At 71.6% G+C, this 20019-nt stretch carries 15 protein-coding genes; 10 read left to right on the forward strand and 5 right to left on the reverse strand.

The features are described 5' to 3' along the window. The first annotated feature begins 82 nt into the window (after positions 1 to 82). On the forward strand, positions 83 to 817 hold the full coding sequence (locus OKJ99_RS30945; RefSeq protein WP_326021251.1) for a glycoside hydrolase family 16 protein: 735 nt from the start codon (positions 83 to 85) through the stop codon (positions 815 to 817). Between the two features lie 104 nt (positions 818 to 921). Continuing rightward, positions 922 to 1953 carry a LacI family DNA-binding transcriptional regulator gene (locus OKJ99_RS30950; RefSeq protein ID WP_326021252.1) on the forward strand — a complete coding sequence of 344 codons (1032 nt, stop codon included), beginning with the start codon at positions 922 to 924 and terminating at the stop codon, positions 1951 to 1953. An 18-nt stretch (positions 1954 to 1971) separates the two neighbouring features. On the opposite strand, the gene OKJ99_RS30955 is transcribed toward OKJ99_RS30950, so the two are convergent. Next, the gene (locus OKJ99_RS30955) at positions 1972 to 3396 is read right to left on the reverse strand and encodes a glycoside hydrolase family 32 protein (RefSeq protein ID WP_326021253.1); all 1425 of its coding nucleotides are present in this window, start codon (positions 3394 to 3396) and stop codon (positions 1972 to 1974) included. Positions 3397 to 3596: 200 nt separating this feature from the next. Between OKJ99_RS30955 and OKJ99_RS30960 the strand changes: the two genes are divergently transcribed. Continuing rightward, positions 3597 to 4565 (forward strand): carbohydrate kinase family protein, encoded by a 969-nt coding sequence (locus tag OKJ99_RS30960; protein WP_326021254.1) that lies wholly within the window; start codon positions 3597 to 3599, stop codon positions 4563 to 4565. 57 nt (positions 4566 to 4622) lie between these two features. Here OKJ99_RS30960 and OKJ99_RS30965 read toward each other — a convergent pair whose 3' ends face one another. Next, positions 4623 to 6221: a glycoside hydrolase family 32 protein gene (locus tag OKJ99_RS30965; RefSeq protein WP_326021255.1), complete on the reverse strand. Its 1599-nt coding sequence runs from the start codon at positions 6219 to 6221 to the stop codon at positions 4623 to 4625. 278 nt (positions 6222 to 6499) lie between these two features. Here OKJ99_RS30965 and OKJ99_RS30970 point away from each other — a divergent pair, with 278 nt between their 5' ends. Genes OKJ99_RS30970 through OKJ99_RS30980 form a run of 3 tightly spaced genes read left to right on the forward strand, consistent with a single transcriptional unit; the run spans position 6500 to position 9770 of the window. Beyond that, a complete protein-coding gene (locus OKJ99_RS30970; protein ID WP_326021256.1) occupies positions 6500 to 7936 on the forward strand; it encodes an extracellular solute-binding protein in 1437 nt (478 codons plus the stop codon). Next, the gene (locus tag OKJ99_RS30975) at positions 7933 to 8859 is read left to right on the forward strand and encodes a carbohydrate ABC transporter permease (RefSeq protein WP_326021257.1); all 927 of its coding nucleotides are present in this window, start codon (positions 7933 to 7935) and stop codon (positions 8857 to 8859) included. The genes OKJ99_RS30970 and OKJ99_RS30975 overlap by 4 nt, the downstream gene beginning before the upstream one ends. A gap of 14 nt (positions 8860 to 8873) precedes the next feature. Next, positions 8874 to 9770, forward strand: coding sequence for a carbohydrate ABC transporter permease (locus tag OKJ99_RS30980; protein ID WP_326021258.1), 897 nt, complete (start codon positions 8874 to 8876; stop codon positions 9768 to 9770). 18 nt (positions 9771 to 9788) lie between these two features. Here OKJ99_RS30980 and OKJ99_RS30985 read toward each other — a convergent pair whose 3' ends face one another. Both OKJ99_RS30985 and OKJ99_RS30990 read right to left on the reverse strand, forming a co-directional pair. Beyond that, positions 9789 to 10424: a DUF1345 domain-containing protein gene (locus OKJ99_RS30985; RefSeq protein WP_326021259.1), complete on the reverse strand. Its 636-nt coding sequence runs from the start codon at positions 10422 to 10424 to the stop codon at positions 9789 to 9791. 84 nt (positions 10425 to 10508) lie between these two features. Continuing rightward, positions 10509 to 11441, reverse strand: coding sequence for an NADP-dependent oxidoreductase (locus OKJ99_RS30990; RefSeq protein WP_326021260.1), 933 nt, complete (start codon positions 11439 to 11441; stop codon positions 10509 to 10511). Positions 11442 to 11556: 115 nt separating this feature from the next. Here OKJ99_RS30990 and OKJ99_RS30995 point away from each other — a divergent pair, with 115 nt between their 5' ends. Together OKJ99_RS30995 and OKJ99_RS31000 are read left to right on the forward strand one after the other, a co-directional pair. Then, positions 11557 to 11934, forward strand: coding sequence for a winged helix-turn-helix transcriptional regulator (locus OKJ99_RS30995; protein ID WP_326021261.1), 378 nt, complete (start codon positions 11557 to 11559; stop codon positions 11932 to 11934). Further along, entirely contained in the window at positions 11927 to 13144 is a 1218-nt protein-coding gene (locus tag OKJ99_RS31000; protein ID WP_326021262.1) for a PucR family transcriptional regulator, read from the forward strand. Before OKJ99_RS30995 ends, OKJ99_RS31000 begins: the two co-directional genes overlap by 8 nt. A 51-nt stretch (positions 13145 to 13195) precedes the next feature. On the opposite strand, the gene OKJ99_RS31005 is transcribed toward OKJ99_RS31000, so the two are convergent. Next, positions 13196 to 14839, reverse strand: a complete 1644-nt coding sequence (locus OKJ99_RS31005) for an FUSC family protein (RefSeq protein ID WP_326021290.1) — start codon at positions 14837 to 14839, stop codon at positions 13196 to 13198. Between the two features lie 359 nt (positions 14840 to 15198). On the opposite strand from OKJ99_RS31005, the gene OKJ99_RS31010 reads away from it, so the two are divergent. Continuing rightward, positions 15199 to 17709 carry an ATP-dependent Clp protease ATP-binding subunit gene (locus tag OKJ99_RS31010; RefSeq protein WP_326021263.1) on the forward strand — a complete coding sequence of 837 codons (2511 nt, stop codon included), beginning with the start codon at positions 15199 to 15201 and terminating at the stop codon, positions 17707 to 17709. Continuing rightward, on the forward strand, positions 17706 to 20018 hold the full coding sequence (locus OKJ99_RS31015; protein WP_326021264.1) for an FdhF/YdeP family oxidoreductase: 2313 nt from the start codon (positions 17706 to 17708) through the stop codon (positions 20016 to 20018). The genes OKJ99_RS31010 and OKJ99_RS31015 overlap by 4 nt, the downstream gene beginning before the upstream one ends. Position 20019 lies beyond the last annotated feature (1 nt).

Raw genomic sequence — 20019 nt, forward strand, 5'->3', positions numbered from 1 at the left:
GAACGGACTCCTACAGTCCGGCGACAAGTGGGGCGTGGGATCGCTCCCACGCCCGTTCGTTCATCCAAGCAATGGAGCCGCGATGACCGACATACCGCACAGGCCGAGCCGCAGGCGCATACTCGGCGCCGCCCTGGCCGCGCCGCCCGTACTGATGCTGGGCGCACAGTCCGCACGGGCCGATTCGTGGGGCGCCCCCGTGACCGTCGACTCCTGGAACAAGATCAGCGGAAGGTGGACCGCCAACAACGAGCTGGAGACCTACACACCGGACTGCGTCTGGTACGAGGGCGGCACGCTGGTGATCAAGGCGTACAACGCCGGGGGCGGCCTCTACTACGCGGGCCGGGTCGAGTCGACGGCGCTGTACGGGTACGGCACGTACAGCTTCACCGCGAACATGCCGAACGGGCAGGGGCTGCTGCCCGCGGTGTGGGCGGCGTACCTGAATCCGTGGCTGCCGGAGTTCGACGCGGCCGAGATCGTGGGACAGAACCCGAACGTCGTCCACCAGACCTCCCACGACGCCAACAACGCCCAGCAGCAGTTCTCCACGACGAACGCGTCCGGCTGGACGAACGCTTTCCACACGTACTCGTTCAGCTGGTTCCCCGATCACATCGACTTCGCCGTGGACGGCACCATCACCGGCACCACCTGGTACCGCACCCCGGCGGGTACGGGCATGCACTTCATCGCCAACATCGCGGTCGGCGGAGACTGGCCGGGCAACCCCGACGCCTCCACCTGGGCCACCGCCGACGGCGCCCGCTACCTCAAGGTCTCCTCCATCACGCACACGCCGTACTACCCGTGAGGTGAGGCGGCTTCGGGGCATCCGGCACACTGGAGCCCCATCGCCCTGTCCGGCCGGACACCTCGTCGTGCCGGGCCGGACACCAGGCCCCGAAGGAGCCCCGCGTGAAGCGCCCCACCGCCCGTGACGTCGCCCAGCTCGCCGGCGTCTCGCGTGCAGCCGTGTCGTTCGTCTTCAGCGGGCGGGCCGAGGGGAATCTGTCGGCCCGCACGCAGCAGCGCATCAAGGAGGCGGCGGACGCGCTCGACTACCGGCCCGACGAGGTGGCGCGGTCGCTGCGCGCGCGGCGTACGGGGGTGATCGGGATGCTCAGCGACTCGATCGCGACGAGCCCGTTCGCCGGGCGCATGGTGCTCGGCGCGATGGAGGCGGCGCGTGCGCGCGGCCATCAGGTGCTACTGATGGAGTCGGGCAGTGACAGCGCGGCGGAGGCCGAGGCGGTCGCCGAGCTGCGGGCACGCCGCGTCGACGGGTTCGTCTACGCGGCCATGGAGCTGAACGCGACGGACGTCCCCGAGGGCCTGGACCCGGCGCGCACCGTGCTCGCCAACTGCCTTGCCCGCAAGGAGGGTTCGTACGCCGCCGTGGTCACGGACGAGCGGGCGGGCGGGCGCGGCGCCGTCGACGTGCTGCTCGCGGCGGGGCACCGGGACATCGCCCTGGTGGGCGGCCCCAAGGGGAACATCGCCGCCGACGACCGCGCCCTCGGCTTCGCCGACGGACTGCGCGCGGCGGGCGTCAAGGTGCCCGCGCGGCGGCGACTGCGGGTCGGCTGGCAGATCGACGAGGGGTACGCCGCCGCGCTGCGCCTGCTGGACGTGGCGGAGCCGCCGACGGCCGTGGTGTGCGCCAACGACCGTGTGGCGACAGGGGTTTTGCTGGCCGCCGCCCGACTGGGCATCTCCGTGCCGGAGCGGCTTTCGGTGGTCGGGTACGACGACCAGGATCAGATGGCGGCTCATCTGGTCCCGGCCCTGACGACCGTCGCGCTGCCGCATCACGCGATGGGCGCGACGGCCGTGGACACCCTGCTCGACGCGGTGGAGTCCGGCGAACCGGTCGCCGCGGGGCGCGTGCGGCGCCTGGAGTGCCCGGTCGTCGCGCGCGCCTCGGTGGCGGCTCCGGCCGACGCCTGAGCGTCCGCGGTCACCGCATCACGGGTGTTCCCAGGCCGTCGCGTCGACGTCCGCGCCGCCCTGTGTCACCGACACCTGCCACGTGCCCTCCGGAGCCGGGTACACCTTCTCCGTGAGGGCGACCCGCTCGTCCCACACCACTTCCACCAGCGGCCCGTCGACCAGGATCCGCAGCCGTCCGCCGGTGCCGGTCGGCCCGCTGGCGGTGACCATGTCGGTGCGGGGGCGGGGGTGTGCGGCGGAGGCCGGCGCGCCCGTGCGGTCCAGGGTGAGGGTGCCGCGGGTGGGGTTGGCGCGCAGGGTGAGGGTGGCGCCCAGGTGGACCGTGACCTCGGTGTCCGGTTCCTGGACGCGGACGTCGGCCTGGATCTCGTACGCGGGAGGCAGCGGTGCACCCGGGGGCAGTTCCTCGCCGCGCAGCGCCGTCAGTTCGCGGGCGAAGGTGTGTCGCAGGGTGCCGTCGGGGTGCAGGCCGAGTTCGCGGGGGTGGGTGAGGCAGCCGGCCCAGCCCGCCGCGACGGACTCGGCCTCGGTGCGCGACTCCCAGCTCCAGCCCCACACCAGGGTGCGGTCGGCCTCGACGAGTGCGGTGGGCGCGTAGAAGTCCCGCCCGTGGTCGAGGAGTCCGCCGCTCTCGGGCAGGAAGCGCAGGCCGTCGCCGTGCGGACGCAGTGTGCCGGTGAGGTGGGTGGCGGTGTAGGTGACACCGTCGACCCACAGGGACAGCACGAGCATCCAGCGCCCCTCCCCCACGGGGAACAGGGCGGGGCACTCCCAGGCCGTGGCCGGCATCGCGTGCCGGGCGGCGGCGGGTGCGGCGGCGTCGAGGAGTGAACCGGCGTACTCCCAGGGCGAGTCGAGGGTGTCGCCGGTGATCCGGTAGAGGAGGACGTCGGGGCGCGGCGCCGTGCCGCGGTGCCCCGCGCCGATCAGGGCCCAGCGGCGGCCTTCGAAGGTGAAGACGTACGGGTCGCGGAACGCGAGCAGGTCGAGCCCCGGCGGCGGGCCGTCGACCACGGGCCGGGGCAGCGCGTCGAACCGGGTCAGGTCCGGGTCGACGGCGCGGGCCAGCATGACGCTGCCGATGCCGTCGTCGCGGTTCATGCCGGTGTAGACGGCGGTGGGGACCCCGTGGTCGACGACGGCGCAGCCGGACCAGGCGCCGAGCCGGTCGGGCCGCTCGGGGCCGGGGGCGAGGGCGACGCCGTGGTCGCTCCAGTGGGCCAGGTCGGGGCTGGAGGCGTGGCCCCAGTGGATGTCGCCCCACACGGCGGCGTGCGGGTTGTGCTGGAAGAACAGGTGGTAGCGGCCGTCGTGGTACAGCGGCCCGTTGGGGTCGTTGCACCAGTTCCCCGCGGCGGGCCGGACGTGGTGGCGCGGCGCCGAGCGGTCGGCGGCGGGTGTCGCGGTGGCCTGCGGGGCGCGGTGCGTGACGTGCGGCATGCGGCATGACTCCTCGACGTCGTGAACGCGGTTCGCGGGGCGTCGTGCGGGTCGGCGGCCGTTCGCGTACGCCCTGCGCAGCGCAACCTAGCACGTGATAGCTTCACTGCTCCCCCGGCCACCGCACCCCGTCCGGACCGACGCGAACACAGGGCATCCGGACACACCAAAGGACCCAACTCCCCGAAGGGACACGACCCTTGATCGTCGTCACTGGCGAGGCCCTCATCGACCTCGTCCCGCAGCCCGGATCCGAGCGGCCTGGATCCGAACGGCCCGGACCCGAGGGCCCCGAACCCGAGCAGTCCGGATCCGCAGGGGCGCTCGCCGCCCTCACACCCAAGCGCGGCGGCGGCCCGTACAACACGGCCGTGGCACTGGGGCGGCTCGGCGAGCGCACCGCGTTCCTGTCCCGCGTCTCGCGCGACGCCTTCGGCGAGGAACTGCTGACCGGTCTGCGCGCGGCGGGAGTCGACGTGTCGTACGTGCAGCGGGGCGCGGAGCCCACGGCGCTCGCGGTGGCCTCGGTGGGCCCCGACGGCTCGGCCGGGTACTCCTTCTACGTCGACGGCACCGCGGACCGCCTCTTCGCCGCGCCCGCCCAACTCCCGTACGACACGCGGGCAGTGTCGTTCGGCACCTGCTCGCTGGTCCTGGAACCGGGGGCGAGCGCGTACGAGGAGGTGCTGCACCGCACCCACGCGCGTGGCCTGTGCACGGCCCTCGATCCGAACATCCGACCCGGCCTGATCCCGGACCCCGCCGCCTACCGGGCGCGCTTCCACTCCTGGCTGGCGAGCACCACGCTGGTGAAACTGTCCGACGACGACAGCCGGTGGCTCGGCGGCGACCCCGCCTCCTGGCTCGGCCAGGGCCCGTCGGCCGTCGTCGTCACGCGCGGGGCGGCAGGCCTGACCGCCTTCACGCGGGCGGGCGAGGTGACGGTGCCAGGGGTGCCGGTGGACGTGGCGGACACCATCGGCGCGGGCGACACGGTCAACGCGGCGCTGCTCCACCGCCTTTCGGCCCACGACGCGCTGGACGCTGCGTCGATGACAGCCCTCAGCGAGGCGCAGTGGCGCGACATCCTCTCCTTCGCGGCGCGGGCGGCCGCGGTGACGGTGTCCCGGGCGGGCGCCGAGCCACCCTATGCCCACGAACTCGGCTGAGCTGTCAGGGATTTGACCGGGCACCCGTCCGCGTGCGCGAGCCGGACGGGTGCCCGGTCAGCCCAGCCCCAACTCCCGTATCTCCAGCGCGCCGAAGACGGCCGGCCCACCCGACGCGTACAGCGCGACCCGGTCGTCGCCGGGCAGGCCGAACGCCTGGTGGGTGTGGACATGGCGGCCCTCCCCCACGAACACCTCCACCGTCGTGCGGTCCACCAGGATGCGCAGCGCCAGCTTGCCCGCGTCCGCGTCGACCGGGCTGTGTGTCTCGCGGGTGCCGCCGGGGTAGAGGGTGCCGCCACGGTTGACGTACGCGTAGCCGGCCGCGACGTACACACCGACGTCCACGTGCCGGGTGCCTCCGGGGGCCTTGCGGAGCTGGAAGCCGACGTTCTCCGTCTCGCCGGGGGTCCAGCGCAGTTCGCCACGGATCTCGTAGGCGGTGCCGGTGAAGTCGAGGGGTGTGGTCCCGTCGACGCGCACGTCGCCGAGGGCGGTCGTGCGCGTGACGTAGGCGTCCAGGGCCGGGGTGGGGCGCGAGGCGAGGAAGTAGGCGCCGTCGCCCGCCCGTTGGAGGGTGATCTCGCGGGTGATCGAGTCGGTGCCGTTGAAGCCGTCGGCGACGAGGGTGGGGGTGTTGTGGGGATAGTCCCAGCTGTTGGTCCAGGCGAAGGCGTAGCGGGCGGACGCGTCCACCGTCCCGTCGGCGGCCCTCTTCTCGCAGGTCACGGCCGCGTACCAGTCCGGTCCTCGGTCCAGCCACTGCGGTGCGTCCGCGTCGGCGGCGAAGGTGTCACCGTCGAAGTCGCCTGTCCAGTACGCGTAGGTGGCGGGCAGGCCGCTCGACGAGCCGTTGGCGCTCGCGGCGAGCACCCAGTGCCAGGTGTCGTCGGCGGCCTTGATGCGGAACAGGTCGGGGCATTCGAGGGTGCCGTAGCCGTCGCGGACGAATCCGCTGCGGTACGTCCAGGACTTGAGGTCGTCGGAGGTGTAGAGCCCGATCTTGTCGCGCTCGGCGAGCGCGAGGACCCAGCGGTCGCGGTCGGTGTCGCGCACCACCTTGGGGTCGCGGAAGTCCTTGACACCCGGGTTGGGCAGGACCGGCTGCGTGCCGTGGGGCCGGAAGGTGCGGCCGGAGTCGGTGGAGTACCAGAGGTACTGCGCCTGGGAGTTGGCGGCGGCGTCCGGCTCCATGGTCACGAGAGCGATCACCGCTCCCGCGCCGAAGCCTGCCGTGTTGTCCTCGTCGACGACGGCGCTGCCCGACCATGCGTCGCCCGCGGGGGTGGTGTCCTTGGGCAGGGCGACGCCCCGGTCCGTGTAGCACACCAGGTCGGGCGAGGTGGCGAGCCGCCAGGAGGTGCCTTCGGAGCCGGTGATGTAGTCGGCGTTGTAGAGCGTGTGGTACGCGTAGGCGCCGTCGATCCAGAGGGGGCGCTGCGGGTCGTTCTTCCAGTTGTCGGGGATCGTGTAGTGGTACGCGGCGCGGTAACTGCCCAGTGCGGCGGCGGACTTGGGCTTCGCCGCAGCGGTCGGTCCAGGTCTGGCGGGGGCTGCGAATGCCGGAGTGGGCAGGGCCAGCGTGCCTCCCAGGGCCGAGGCCCCGAGGAGTGCGGTTCGGCGGGTGACGGGTTGGGGCCGGGGTCGGGGCTCCATGGTTCGGCCTTTCGGTCGGGTCGAGGGCCGCGCCCTCGGATCGGAGGGCCGCGCAGTCGCTGCCACTGTCGCTGTCACTGTGGCTGCCGGCGGCCCTTTCGGACGGCTCGAACCTAACTCGTGCTAGGTCAAGTCCCGCAAGGGGTGTGGGGCTCCCGAAAAAACCTCCGGCCACCCTCTTGACGCGACCCTCCCACCCCTTTCATCATCCCGAGGTCACCTCAACTATCACGAGTTAGGTCGGACTTGATGCTCCCCACCGCCCCGGGACGGCAGCCATGACCACACCCGCACCGCCCCCGGCCCCGCGCCGCGGCACCCCCAGCCGTCGCACACTCCTGCGCGCCGGCGGCTACGGCCTCGCCGCGGCCGGGCTCGCCTCCACCGCCGCCAACTGGGACCGGCTCACCGCGTCCGACATCCCCGGCCGCGACGGCTCCATGCTCACCGTCGCGATCCTCGGCTCCGCCATCGACCCGAACCAACAGAGCGTCCTGGTCGAGGACTTCCAGCGCCTGCACCCCGGCATCAAGGTCCGGCTGCTCGCCGTGCAGGCCACCGACTGGAACGACTTCTTCGCCAAGATCCTCACCCAGATCGCCGCGGGCAGCGCCCCCGACGTGGTGTACGTCGCCACCGAGGGTGTGCAGCTCTTCGCCGACCGGCTCGGCCTCGCCCTCGACGACCGGGTCCGCCGGGACGCCGGTGAGCTCCGCGAGTTCTTCGCCGACGTCCACCCCTCGCTCGTCGAGTCGATGATGTACGAGGGGTCGCTGTACCAGCTGCCGGTCGAGTTCAACGCCGCCGACATGTACCTCAGCAAGAAGGTCCTCACCCGCACGGGCGCCGAACTCCCGCCCGCCGACTGGACCCGCGACGACTTCACCGCGCTGCTGCGGGACATGAAGCGCGCGGGCGGCCGGGGCTTCACCCCGTTCTTCTGGACCAACCGTCTGTGGGGCGGCGTCGTGCCGTGGCTCTTCGCGAACGGCACCAACGTCCTCACCGAGTCCAAGGCGCCCGGCGGCGACTGGCTCTGGAACACCTTCTACGACCCGGCGATGCGGCGCGGTCGCGGCGGCGGCTTCCGCTGGACCACCCCGCAGGCGCTCGACGCGCGTGTGGAGGAGGTCTACGAGTATCTGGCCTCGCTCGTCCATGACGGCCTGTGCTCGCGGCCCGAGGGCGGCAGTGGCACCAACCTCATCGGCGCGTTCTCCACCGGCCGCGTCGGCGCCACCCCGGCCGGCGGTTTCTGGGCGGGCGGGCTGAGCGCGGCGGGCGTGCGACGGGACGCGTACGACACCCAGTTCTTCCCGCGCTGGCGTACCCAGCGCCACCAGTACGGGGCCGCCGGGTACGCGATCCTGCGCACGTCCAAGAGGCAGGACGAGGCGTGGGAGTTCGTGAAGTACTCGGTGCGCAAGGACGTGATGACCCGGCTGTTCCAGGCGAACGAGACCACTCCGGCGCGCCGCTCCATGCTCACCGCCGAGCGGTACGCGAAGACGGGACCGGCCCACTGGGACGTCTTCTACGACACCCTCGACCGCTTCCCCACCACAGGACCGATCCCGGCCCCGCCGCAGGTCGCCGCCGTCGATCTCGCCCTGACCAAGCACACCGCGACCGCGCTCGGCAGCCGACGGGGCGTCAGACCCGCGCTGCGGGCGCTGCAACGGGACCTGGAGCGAGCCATGGAGCGTGACGTATGAGCAGCACCGACAGCACCACCCACGCCACCACCGGCACCCGGGCCGGCAGGAGCCGTGCCGCGCGGGTCACCGCCTGGCTGTTCCTCGCACCCACCATGCTCGGTGTGCTCGTCTTCACCGTGGTGCCGATCGTCGGCTCGGTGGTTTTGTCCTTCTTCCACTGGGACGTCATCGACCGCCCGACGTACGCGGGGCTCTCCAACTACGGTGAGCTGACGGCCGATACGTCGATCCTCACCGCCTTCCGCAACACGCTGCTCTTCATGGTGCTGGCCGTGACACTGCAGCTCGCCGTCGCTCTGGTCCTCGCCCTCGCCCTGCAGGGACGCATGCCACGCTGGATCCAACAGGCCCTGCGCTCCGCCTTCTTCTTCCCCCTCGTCCTGTCGGCGGCGTCGATCTCGGTCGTCATGAAGTACCTGTTCAACCAGGACTTCGGCGTCGTCAACTGGCTGCTCGGACAGGTCGGCGCGGCCCCCGTGCCCTGGCTGACCTCCGAGGGCTGGGCGATGGCGGCGGTGGTCCTCGTCTATGTGTGGCAGCAGTTCGGCTTCTCCTTCCTGCTGTTCGTCGGCGGACTCGCCAACATTCCGCGCGAGCTGCACGAGGCGGCGGCGATGGACGGTGCGACGGGCCTGCGCAAGCACCTGCGGATCACCATCCCGCTGCTCTCCCCCACCCTGCTGGTGGCGTCCGTGGTGGGTGTCATCAACGCGCTCCAGGTCTTCGAGCAGCCGTACGTGCTCACCGACGGCGGGCCCGGCGACGCGACCCGTACCGCCGTGATGGTGCTGTACCAGACCGCCTTCGAGCAGCTGCGGTTCGGCGAGGCGTCGGCGGTGGGCGTGGTGCTGTTCGTGCTGATCCTCGCCGTCACCGCGCTCCAGTTTCGCCTCAGCCGCCGCTTCGTGCACTACCAGTGAGAGGCCCTTCCACCATGACCGCAGTGTCGTACTCCTCTTCCTCCCCGACCGCGCCGGAACGGCTGCGCGAGCGGGTCGGCTCGCTCACCGCGCGGCGGCTCGGCACGGCGGCGCGCGTCGCGGGGCTGCTCGTCGTCGCGCTGCTCACCATCGGGCCCGTGGTGTGGACGGTGTCCACGTCGCTGCGCTCACCGGCCGAGTCCTTCGACCTGCCGCCGCGCCTGATCCCGGCCGACGGCACACTCTCCGCGTACCGGCAGGTCTTCGGGCAGCTCGACGTGTGGCTGCTCGCGCTCAACTCCGCGCTGGTGACAGGCCTCATCGCCGTCGGCCAGATGATCACGGCGGGGCTCGCCGGCTACGCGTTCGCGCTGCTCGACTTCCGCTTCAAGCGGCCCCTGTTCGGCCTGGTGCTGGCCACCATGATGGTGCCGGTGCAGGTCACGATCGTGCCCGTGTTCCTGATCCTGAAGGGCATGGGCCTGACGGACACCCTCCTCGCCCTGATCGTGCCGGCGGTGCCGACCGCGTTCGGGACGTTCCTGATGCGCCAGTACTTCCTGACGATGCCGAAGGAGCTCGGCGAGGCGGCGATGATCGACGGCGCGGGACCGTGGCGGATCTTCCGCTCGGTGTACGCACCCCTCGCGACACCGGGCCTCGCCATCGTCGGCGTACTCGCCTTCAACTACCACTGGAACGAGTTCTTCCGCCCCCTGATCCTGGAGACCAGCAACCAGAACTTCACGATGCCGCTCGGCCTGGTCTCCCTCCAGGGGAACCTCGGCACGGGGTCGATCTCCGTGGTCCTTGCGGGAGTTGTCCTGTCGATGATTCCGGCGGTGGTGGTGTTCGTGATCGGGCAGCGGCCGTTGCGGGAGGGGATCACGTCGTCGGGATTGAAGGGCTGAGCTCGGAATTCCGCGGGTTCAGCCGGTGACCATTCCCGCGACCAGGTTGATGGCCGTGGCCAGAAGGCTCGTGCCGAAGAGGTACGAAAGGAGCGAGTGCCGCAGCACGACCGACCGGATCACCGAACTGGTGACGTTGGTGTCGGAGACCTGGTACGTCATGCCGAGGTTGTAGCTGAAATAGAAGAAGTCCCGGTACGCCGGCGGGTCGTCGCAGTTGAAGTCGATGCCGCCCGAGGGCTCTTGGTAGTACAGGTAGGCGTAGCGCGCCGCGTACATCAGGTGCAGCGCCGCCCACGCCATGAACACGCCGCCCAGGGCGACCGCCGCCCCGGCGTGCCGGGCGCCGGAGCCGTCGAGGAGCAGGAGCACCACGATGGCTCCAAGACCGCACAGGGCCGTGCCGACCACCGCGAACTCCTCGGTGACGGGCGCGAAGTCCTCCCGCCGCGCCTCGCGGCGGGTCGCGGCCGCGTCCATCGGCCACATCACCGCCCAGCCCGACACCACGAAGACCAGTTCCGTGGCGGCGATGCCCGCGAGAATGCCCAGGGGGACGCCGACCGCGATGGCGACAGCCACCGCGGCCACCAACCCGATACCCACGGAGACGGCCAGACGGGGAACCGCGGACGTCGGCAACCAGGCGCTCATGGCTCGCCACACTAAAGCTCGTTGGCACGAGGTGCGGTCCGCTTGCCCGGCCGGCGTTGTGGCGTGTCGCGGGCCACGACGCGGTCAGAGGGTGAGGACGAGCTTGCCCTGGAGGTGGCCGCCGTCGAGCAGCCGGTGCGCGTCGGTGACGCGTTCGAACGGGAACGTCTCCTGCACGTGGACCCGGAGCCTGCCCCGTTCGACGAGGTCGACGAGGCCGCGCAGGGCCACCGGATCGGGGTCGACCGCGATGCCGCTGAAACGCATGCCGGCCGCTTCGTACCCGGCGATGAGCCGCGCATCGTCGTCGGCGACCGCCGTCACCAGGTGCCCGCCGGGGCGGAGCGCTGCGAGCGACCGCTCGGCGATGTCGCCGCCGAGCGTGTCGAGCACGACGTCGATGTCGCGGACCGCCTCGGTGAAGTCGACCGTCGTGTAGTCGATCACCTCGTCGGCGCCGAGCTCCTCGACGAGCTTCCGCTTGCGCCCACTGGCGGTCGTGACGACGTGCGCGCCGAGCGCTTTCGCGATCTGGATCGCGACGTGCCCGACCCCACCGCCACCGCCGTGGACCAGGACGCGATCGCCCTCGGTCACGCCGCCGAGGTCGACGAGGCCCTGCCACGCGGTCAGCCCGACGACGGGCAGCGCCGACGCCTCGACGTGCGAGAGCGACGCCGGCTTGCGTACCAGGTGCAACGCCGGCGCCGCCACGACCTCGGCGTACGCGTTCGCCGCCCGCGGGAACAACGGCATCCCGAAGACCTCGTCGCCGGGCCTGAACCGATACGTCAGCGACCCCTCCTCGACCACGCCGCTGATGTCCCAGCCGAGGACGAACGGCGGCGGGCCGAGCAGCGGAGGGAACCCGCCGGCACGCAGGAGCGCCTCCAGCGGGTTCAGCCCGATCGCCTTGACCCGGACGAGAACCTCAGTCGGCAGGGGCCGGGGCTCGGGCGCGTCCACGACGGTGAGGACCTCGGGACCGCCGAGCGCCTGCTGCGTGATGACTCGCATGACTCTCCTTGCATGGGGATGGGGGCAACGCGGGACAACGGCGGGACAACGGGGGACAACGGGGGGACAACCCACGCTAGGGATTCGATAGGAACCACCAGGTACCTTTGGCGCCATGAGCGGTTTCGGTCCCGGTGATCCCTTCCTCGCCGACTGCCCGGCGCGTCTGGCGGTCGAGCTGATCGCCGACAAGTGGACCGCGGTCGTGCTCTACGGCCTCAGTAAGGGCCCGGTGCGCCACGGTGAGCTGGTCGAGCTGATCGGCGACATCTCCCGCAAGATGCTCACCCAGACGCTCCGGCGACTGGAGGCGCACGGCCTCGTACGCCGCCATGCCTACGCCGAGGCTCCGCCCCGCGTCGAGTACGAGCTCACCCCGCTGGGGACGACGCTGATCGACCCGATCCACATGCTGACCGAGTGGGCGAGGGCGAACGGCGACGCGGTGCTCGACGCACTCGACGCCAACACCGAGCCGGCCACCCATGGCTGAGCACATCGCGGACGCGCCCGGCCGGGTGCCGAACCCGCTGCTCGGTGAGCTCGTCGCGTGGGCGGAGCAGCGGCTGCCCGCGCTGATCGACGACGTGTGCGCGGCCACCCGCGAGCGCATCGACCTCTACCGCGACGAAAGCATCGTCCCGGGCGAGGAGTTGCGCGCCTCCGTCGGTGCCAACCTGCGGTTCATCCTCGACGGTCTCGCAGGGGCCGAGGGCGCGACCGACCTGTCGGCGCCCTCCGACACCGGTCAGCGCCGCGCGCACCAGCGGGCGCCGCTGCCCGAGGTGCTGCGCTGCTACCGCATCGCCTGCGCCATGCTCTGGGACCTGTTCGTCGAGCACGCCCGACGCGTCGGCCGACCGGGCTTCCTGGACGCGCTGCTCGCCGCGTCGAGCACCCTGTGGCGGCTCTCGGACGAGCACGCGCTGGCCCTCACGGAGGCCTACCGTTCGGCGACCGCAGAGCTGCTGGTCGCTCAGCAGCGACGGCGTTCGGCGCTCATGGAGGCGCTGTTCACCGGTCAGTTGGTGCCCGAGTCCGGTTCGTGGGAGGTCGGCAGGCTGCTGGGGCTGCCCCTCGACACGAAGCTGATGGTGGCGGCCGCGGAGACCGCAGGACTCGCCGAGGAGAGCCTGGTCGGCGTCGAACGCATGCTGGGCGGGCTCGGCATCGTGTCGGCCTGGCATCTCACGCCCACCCTCCAGGCCGGTGTGATCGCCCTGCGCGACGAGCAGCGCGACGCCGTCCTGGGCGTGCTGCGCGCGGCCGCCGCGTCCCGTACCGGTGTGAGCCCCTCGTACGAGTCGCTTGCCGACACCCCGCGCGCGTTCCATCTCGCCCGGGCTGCGCTGGCCGACATCCCCGCGGGCCGGGCCGAGGTGCGGGAGTTCAGCACCAGTCCCCTTGCCGCGCTGATCGCCCACGACCCGGACGAGGGTCGGCGCCTGGCCAAGGAGGTGCTCGGGCCGGTGCTCGCCCTGCCGCGGGAGGATCGGGTCGCGCTGTTGCGGACGCTGCGGGCCTACGTCGATCAGGCCGGGTCGGCCGAGAGCGCGGCACGTGTGCTGCACTGCCACGCGAACACCGTTCGGTACCGGCTGAACCGCGTCCGCGAACTCACCGGCCGCTCGCTCAGTGATCCGCGCTCGCTGGCCGAGCTGGTGACTGCGACCGACGCCGCCCGCCTGGACACCGACGGCTGAGGGCGGGGGCCGAGGGCGGGCCCTGAGGGCGGATGCTGAGGGCGGGGGCTCTCACCCCAGGCGCCGCAGGATCCGGTACGCGCGCTGTTCGGCGGCGGCGAGCTCGGTGGGGTCGAGTTCGGCCGGCCACAGTTCGCCGGCCGCCGCGTCGTCCGCCTCGCGCAGCTCGACGACGGCCGCGGCCAGCCGCGACCGCAGCTCCGGCAGCGTAGAGGCGTCCGGGTTCCGCAGGGCCCGCTCGGCGAGTTCGGCCGCCGTGCCGCACGCGGTGAGCGCGCGCCGCACCCGTTCCGCCGCACGGCCGTGGATGAGGACGAGCGCGCACAGCAGGGCCACGACGATGCCCACCACGCTGCCCAGCGCGCGGTCCTGGACCAGGTCTTCGGCCGGTACGGGGGTCGCGAGGTCGCTCATCAGCAGGGCCAGGGGTGTCAGGAACACGACCCCGATGCCGTAGTTGTGGGCGACCCCGTATTCCAGCAGGAATTCCAGCAGCACGATGATGAGGACGAGCGTCAAGGGCCCGGGGTGCAGCGCAAGCACGGCGAGGGCGAGGGCCAGTCCGGCCGCGGTGCCCAGGGTGCGCTGGACGGCGCGCTGTGCGGCGGTGCGCACGTTGATCGAGTGGAGCACGGCGGCCGCGGAGATCGCCGCCCAGTAGCCGTGGCCGAGGCCGAGCAGCAGGGCGGCGCCTCCGGCGAGGCCGGTGCCCACGGTCATGCGCAGGGCGGGTACGAGCAGGACGGCGCGGCGGGAGGCGCGGCCTGCCGGGTCGGCGCGCCGGCCGAGGGTCAGGACCCCCGCCCGCCGTTCCAGGGACGCGTCCGAGCGGGCCGGTGCGGCGGGTTCCGTGCCCTCGGAGATCTCGGCCAACGCGGCCAGGTCCGGCAGCAGATCCGGTTGGCCGCGGCGCCGGGCCAGGAGCAGGACCGCCTGGCCGCGCAGGTGCCCGGCCATTGCGGCAGGCAGGTCCGGTGGGCGGCTCGCGGAGCGGATCAGCACGGTCCAGGAGATGGCGGCCAGGCGTACGCAGGGCCCGCCGTCGCGCCCGCGTTCGGTGGCGGTCGCGGGCGGCAGGCCGAGCGCCCGGTGCGCTTCGAGGACGGCGGCGGTCGCCTGGTGGCGCGCGAGCCGGTCCGTGCCGCCGCCGCTGCCGGTGCCGGTGCCTGGTTCGCCGCCGCCGCTGCCGGTGCCTGCGTCGAGGAGTCCGGCGAGCTCACGCAGCGCCACGGCCACGGCCAGCCGCTGGGGCCGCTCCGGATGCGCGAACCGGCCCAGCATCGCCAAGGCCCAGGCCACGACCGCGCCGAGCGCCGCCAGCGCGGTGCGCGTGAGCACGTCGGACGGGGCCGGGGCGCCGTAGGCGGACACCGCGAACGCGAACAGCAGCAGGACCGCGCCGAGCCCTCTGAGCCGGGCCGCGTCGCAGCCGAGCTTCGCGGCCCCGGCCACGACCGCCATGGCCGCGACCACCACGGCGGCGCCCACTCCCCCGTCCTGCGGGCGGGCCCAGACACCGAGCGCCGTACCGCCGCCGACGCAGGCGGTCATCACGACCGCGACGAGGGCGAGCACCCGCCCCCTGCGGGCGTACGGGAAATTGCGGCCGAACGTCGTCGTGAACGCGCCGAGCATCGCGTAGACGGCCGCCGCCGCCTGTCCGGCGAGCGCCATCGGAACGGCGATCAGGGCCATCGCCAGGGCGGCGCGCAATCCGAACGAAAAGGTTCCGTCCACGCTGTGCAGCGCCAGGGCTCCGCGCGGCGAGAGCGCCCGCCGTACCCGCTCGGCCGCACGCGGCAGGTGTCTCACTCCACTGTCCAAACGCCCCGGGAATTTCTCTGAATCTAAATGAATCTAAATGAATCTATTCGAGTGGCGTCGCCGATCCGAATCAATGACCGTCCTTTATGCGGGCGGACAAAGAGTTTTGTGGCGAATACCAGAATTGCCGACGGGCGCGGGCCCATTGACCACTCTCCGCAATGATCGGCTTGCGGGGGATCCACCTCAGAGGTTGGCTTGGAGAAACCCTTCGCGCACCTGGAGTCGCCATGTCGATGCCGCCGTTCGGGTTCGGTTCCTCGGACCCCTTCAGCGAAATGTTCAACCGGTTCTTCGGTACGTCCCCCGCGAGCTCGCCACCGGCGGTGCAGCGCGTGCCCATCGGCCGGCTGCTCACGGAGTCGTCCCAGGAGCTGCTCAACCTGGCGGCCCAGAAGGCGCACGAGGACGGCACCTCCGACCTGGACACCGAACATCTGCTGTGGGCGACAACGAAGGTGGAGCCATCGCGCCGGGTGCTGGAGCAGGCCGGTGTCGACCCCGACCGGCTCGCCGAGGAGATCGCCACGATCCTGCCGCGGGAGGCGGGGCAGCCGTCAGCGGAGCCCGGGCTCACCCCGGCGGCCAAGCGCTCGCTGGCCGCCGCGCACGCCCAGTCGCAGGCGGCGGGCGTCTCCTACATCGGTCCTGAGCACATCCTCGGCGCCCTGGTCGCCGACCCCGCCACGGGAGCGGCGCGGCTGCTGAGCGCGGGCGGCCTCGATCCGAACCGGCTGGCGAGCGCCGCGGAGCAGGCGGCCCGCCCCGACAGCAGCGGCGGCGGCAGCAACGGAACGGCGGGGTCGTCCACGACGCTCGACGAGTTCGGGCGCGATCTCACCGAGGAGGCCAAGGCCGGGAAGCTGGACCCGGTCGTGGGCCGCGCCGAGGAGATCGAGCAGACCGTGGAGATCCTCTCCCGGCGCTCGAAGAACAACCCGGTGCTGATCGGTGAGCCCGGCGTCGGCAAGACCGCCATCGTCGAGGGGCTCGCCCAGCGCATCGTCGCGGGCGAGGTCCCGGACACCCTCAAGGACAAGCGGGTCGTCTCCCTCGACCTGTCCGCGATGGTGGCGGGGGCGCAGTACCGCGGCCAGTTCGAGGAGCGCCTGAAGAAGGTCATCGAGGACGTCCAGAACGCGGGCGGGGGCATCATCCTGTTCATCGACGAGCTGCACACCGTCGTCGGCGCGGGCGCCACCGGCGAGGGCTCGATGGACGCGGGCAACATGCTCAAACCCGCCCTCGCGCGCGGCGAGCTGCACGTCGTCGGCGCCACCACCATCGACGAGTACCGCAAGCACATCGAGAAGGACGCCGCGCTGGAGCGCCGCTTCCAGCCCGTGCTCATCCCGGAACCGACGGTCGAGGAGACCGTGCAGATCCTGGAGGGGCTGCGGGACGCGTACGAGGCGCATCACCAAGTCCGGTTCGCCGACGGCGCGTTGACCGCGGCAGCCGAGCTCTCCGACCGGTACATCAGTGACCGGTTCCTGCCCGACAAGGCCATCGACCTCATGGACCAGGCGGGCGCCCGGGTACGGCTGCGCACCGCGAGCCGCTCCACCGAGGTCGTCGAGCGCGAGGACCGGATCGCCAAGCTGACGCGCGAGAAGGACCAGGCCGTCGCCTCCGAGGACTTCGAGAAGGCCTCCGAGCTGAAGAAGCAGATCGCCGAGGTCGAGGGCGAGGTCGCCGGGATCGAGGAGCGCCGTGAGGGTGTCATCTCCGTGACGGCCGGTGACATCGCCGACATCGTCTCCCGCCGCACCGGCATCCCCGTCGCCCAGCTCACGGCCGGCGAGAAGGAGAAGCTGCTCCGGCTCGAGGAGGAGATGCACTCCCGCATCGTCGGGCAGGACGAGGCGGTCACCGCGGTCTCCGAGGCGGTGCGCCGCAACCGGGCGGGCATGGGCGACCCGAACCGGCCCGTCGGCTCGTTCCTCTTCCTCGGCCCGACCGGTGTCGGCAAGACCGAACTCGCCAAGACACTCGCGGAGTTGCTGTTCGGCGACGAGAGCCGCATGGTCCGCTTCGACATGAGCGAGTTCCAGGAGAAGCACACCGTCGCCCGGCTGGTCGGTGCCCCTCCCGGCTACGTCGGCTACGACGAGGCGGGGCAGCTCACCGAGAAGGTCCGCCGACAGCCCTACAGCGTCGTCCTGTTCGACGAGGTGGAGAAGGCGCACCCCGACATCTTCAACACGCTGCTGCAGATCCTCGACGACGGCCGGCTCACCGACTCCCAGGGCCGCACCGTCGACTTCCGGCACTGCGTGGTCATCATGACGTCCAACATCGGCGCCCATCGCATCCTCGCCCACCAGGGCGACGCCGCCGAGCTCAAGGACGAGCTGATGGACGAGCTCCGGGGCCGTTTCCTGCCGGAGTTCCTCAACCGCATCGACGACATCATCGTCTTCCACAGCCTCACCGAGGACGACCTCGGCCGGATCGTCGACCACCTGCTGGACCAGAGCGAGCGCCGGGTGCACGCGCAGGGGCTGAACCTCGAGGTCACCGAGGCGGCCAAGAAGCTGCTGATCGCGCACGGCCACCAGCCGGAGTTCGGCGCGCGTCCACTGCGCCGCACGATCCAGACGGAGCTCGACAACCGCATCGCGTCCCTGCTGCTCGGCGGCGAGGCCGAACCCGGCGACACGATCGTCGCCGACGTGCAGAACGACACCCTGCACTGCACGATCCGCACGAACTCCTCCGACAAGGAACGAGCCCAGTGAACGCCTCCCAGGACGGCAAGGACGCACCGGAGTCGCGCGTCGGCCCGGTGCCCGAAGAGAAGCCGGACTTCCACCCGTACCACCACCCCGCGGCGGGCTGGGGCGCCGCCAAGAGTGTCACCCGGTTCCTGGTGGGCGAGCGCGAACTCCTCGACGGGCCCCGGGCCATCCTGAAGATGAACCACGAGAACGGTGGCTTCGACTGTCCCGGCTGTGCCTGGCCGGACGATCGCAAGGGCCTGCACCTGGACATCTGCGAGAACGGGATCAAGCACGTCGCCTGGGAGATGACACGCAAGCGGGTCGGGCAGGAGTTCTTCGCCGAGCATTCGGTGAGCGAGCTGTCCGGGTGGAGCGACTTCGCCCTTGAGGACCAGGGACGGCTGACCGGGCCGATGTCCTACGACCCGGAGACCGACCACTACGTCCCCATCAGCTGGAAGGACGCGTTCGCGCTGGTGGGGCGGACGGTGCGGGGGCTGGACAACCCGAACCAGGCCGCGTTCTACACGTCGGGGCGGCTCGGCAACGAGGCCACCTTCCTCTACCAGTTGTGGGCGCGCGAGCTGGGCACGAACAACCTGCCCGACTGCTCCAACATGTGCCACGAGGCCAGCGGCCGCGCCCTGCAGGCCTCCCTGGGCACCGGCAAGGGCACCTGTGACCTCGCGGACTGGGAGGCCACGGACGCCCTGTTCATCATGGGTGTCAACGCCGCGTCCAACGCGCCACGGATGCTCACCGCGCTCGCCGAGGCCTACCAGCGCGGCGCCCAGGTCGTACACATCAACCCGCTCGTCGAAGCGGCGGCGACCCGCACGATCATCCCGCACGACTTCAAGGACATGGCGCTCAACAAGGCGACGCGCACCAGCACTCTGAACCTCCAGGTGCGCATCGGCGGCGACATGGCGTTCCTGCGCGGCATCGCCAAGGCGGTCCTGGAACAGTCGGGATCCGACCCCAAGGCCCTCGACAAGGAGTTCATCGACCGCCACACCGAGGGCTTCGACGCGTACCGGGAACTGTGCGAGGCAACACCCTGGGACGAGATCGAGCGCCAGTCGGGGCTGAGCCGCGAGGACGTCCTCAAGGCGGCCCGCGTGTACCGCGACGCGGACCGCTCCATCATCAGCTGGTGCCTGGGCGTGACCCAGCACGAGCACGGTGTCGACACGGTCCGCGAGATCGTCAACGTCCTGCTGCTGCGCGGCAATCTGGGCCGCGAAGGTGCGGGGCCCTCCCCCGTGCGCGGGCACAGCAACGTCCAGGGCAACCGGACCTGCGGCATCGACCACCGCCCCAGCGACGCGTTCCTGGCCCGGCTCGCGGAGGCCTGCGACATCGACGCGCCGCGTGCGCACGGGCTCGACACGGTGGGCACGATCGAGGCGATGCGGCGCGGCGACGTGAAGGTGTTCGTCGGCATGGGCGGCAACTTCGCGCTCGCGGCCCCCGACACCCCTTATACGTACGAGGCGTTGCGGACCTGCGAGTTGACGGTGCAGGTGAGTACGAAGCTGAACCGCAGTCATCTCGTGCACGGGCGCAGGGCGTTGATCCTGCCGTGCCTGGGCCGCACCGAGAAGGATCAGCAGCGCGGTGGCCTTCAGTCGACCTCGGTCGAGGACTCGATGAGCATGGTGCACCTGTCCGTCGGCATGAAGCGGCCGGCGTCCAAGCACCTGCTGTCCGAGCCGGCCATCATCGCCGGCATGGCGCGCGCCTCGCTGCCCGACAGCGGCACACCCTGGGAGTGGTACGTCGAGGACTACGACCGTGTCCGTGACACCATGGCGCAGGTCATCGACGGGTTCGAGGACTGCAACCGCCGGGTGCGCCTGCCGCTCGGCTTCCGCATCAAGCAGCCCGCACGGGAGTTGGTCTTCCTCACCGACTCGGGCCGCGCCGAGTTCTCCGCCGCCCCGCTGCCCGACGTGATCCCGGAGCCCGGCACGCTGGCGCTCGGCACGATGCGCTCCCACGACCAGTGGAACACGACCATCTACTCGGACAACGACCGCTACCGGGGCATCAAGAACCTGCGCACACTGGTCTTCCTGAACCAGGACGACATGCGCGAGCGGGGCATCGGCGAGTTCGACCCGGTCGACATCACGAGCACCGCCCGGGACGGCAGCCGGCGCAGCCTTGAGGGCTACCTGGCGATCCCGTACGACATCCCGCGCGGCTGCGCGGCCGGGTACATGCCGGAGATGAACGTGCTGTGCGCGATCGGCGACCACAGCACCCAGAGCGACCAGCCCATCATGAAGCACGTCAAGGTGACGGTGACCCTGTCGTCATGAC

This window comes from Streptomyces endophyticus (genome assembly GCF_035798155.1).
Classification (GTDB): Bacteria; Actinomycetota; Actinomycetes; order Streptomycetales; family Streptomycetaceae; genus Streptomyces; species Streptomyces endophyticus.

Excerpts from the sequence above, each read along its gene's own strand:
- OKJ99_RS31000 (WP_326021262.1), top strand. The coding sequence starts at position 11,927 with ATGGCTGAGCACATCGCGGACGCGCCCGGCCGGGTGCCGAACCCGCTG.
- OKJ99_RS30995 (WP_326021261.1), top strand. The coding sequence starts at position 11,557 with ATGAGCGGTTTCGGTCCCGGTGATCCCTTCCTCGCCGACTGCCCGGCG.
- OKJ99_RS30980 (WP_326021258.1), top strand. The coding sequence starts at position 8,874 with ATGACCGCAGTGTCGTACTCCTCTTCCTCCCCGACCGCGCCGGAACGG.
- OKJ99_RS30970 (WP_326021256.1), top strand. The coding sequence starts at position 6,500 with ATGACCACACCCGCACCGCCCCCGGCCCCGCGCCGCGGCACCCCCAGC.
- OKJ99_RS30955 (WP_326021253.1), bottom strand. The coding sequence starts at position 3,396 with ATGCCGCACGTCACGCACCGCGCCCCGCAGGCCACCGCGACACCCGCC.
- OKJ99_RS30945 (WP_326021251.1), top strand. The coding sequence starts at position 83 with ATGACCGACATACCGCACAGGCCGAGCCGCAGGCGCATACTCGGCGCC.
- OKJ99_RS30990 (WP_326021260.1), bottom strand. The coding sequence starts at position 11,441 with ATGCGAGTCATCACGCAGCAGGCGCTCGGCGGTCCCGAGGTCCTCACC.
- OKJ99_RS31005 (WP_326021290.1), bottom strand. The coding sequence starts at position 14,839 with ATGGCCCTGATCGCCGTTCCGATGGCGCTCGCCGGACAGGCGGCGGCG.
- OKJ99_RS30965 (WP_326021255.1), bottom strand. The coding sequence starts at position 6,221 with ATGGAGCCCCGACCCCGGCCCCAACCCGTCACCCGCCGAACCGCACTC.
- OKJ99_RS30975 (WP_326021257.1), top strand. The coding sequence starts at position 7,933 with ATGAGCAGCACCGACAGCACCACCCACGCCACCACCGGCACCCGGGCC.
- OKJ99_RS31010 (WP_326021263.1), top strand. The coding sequence starts at position 15,199 with ATGTCGATGCCGCCGTTCGGGTTCGGTTCCTCGGACCCCTTCAGCGAA.
- OKJ99_RS30985 (WP_326021259.1), bottom strand. The coding sequence starts at position 10,424 with ATGAGCGCCTGGTTGCCGACGTCCGCGGTTCCCCGTCTGGCCGTCTCC.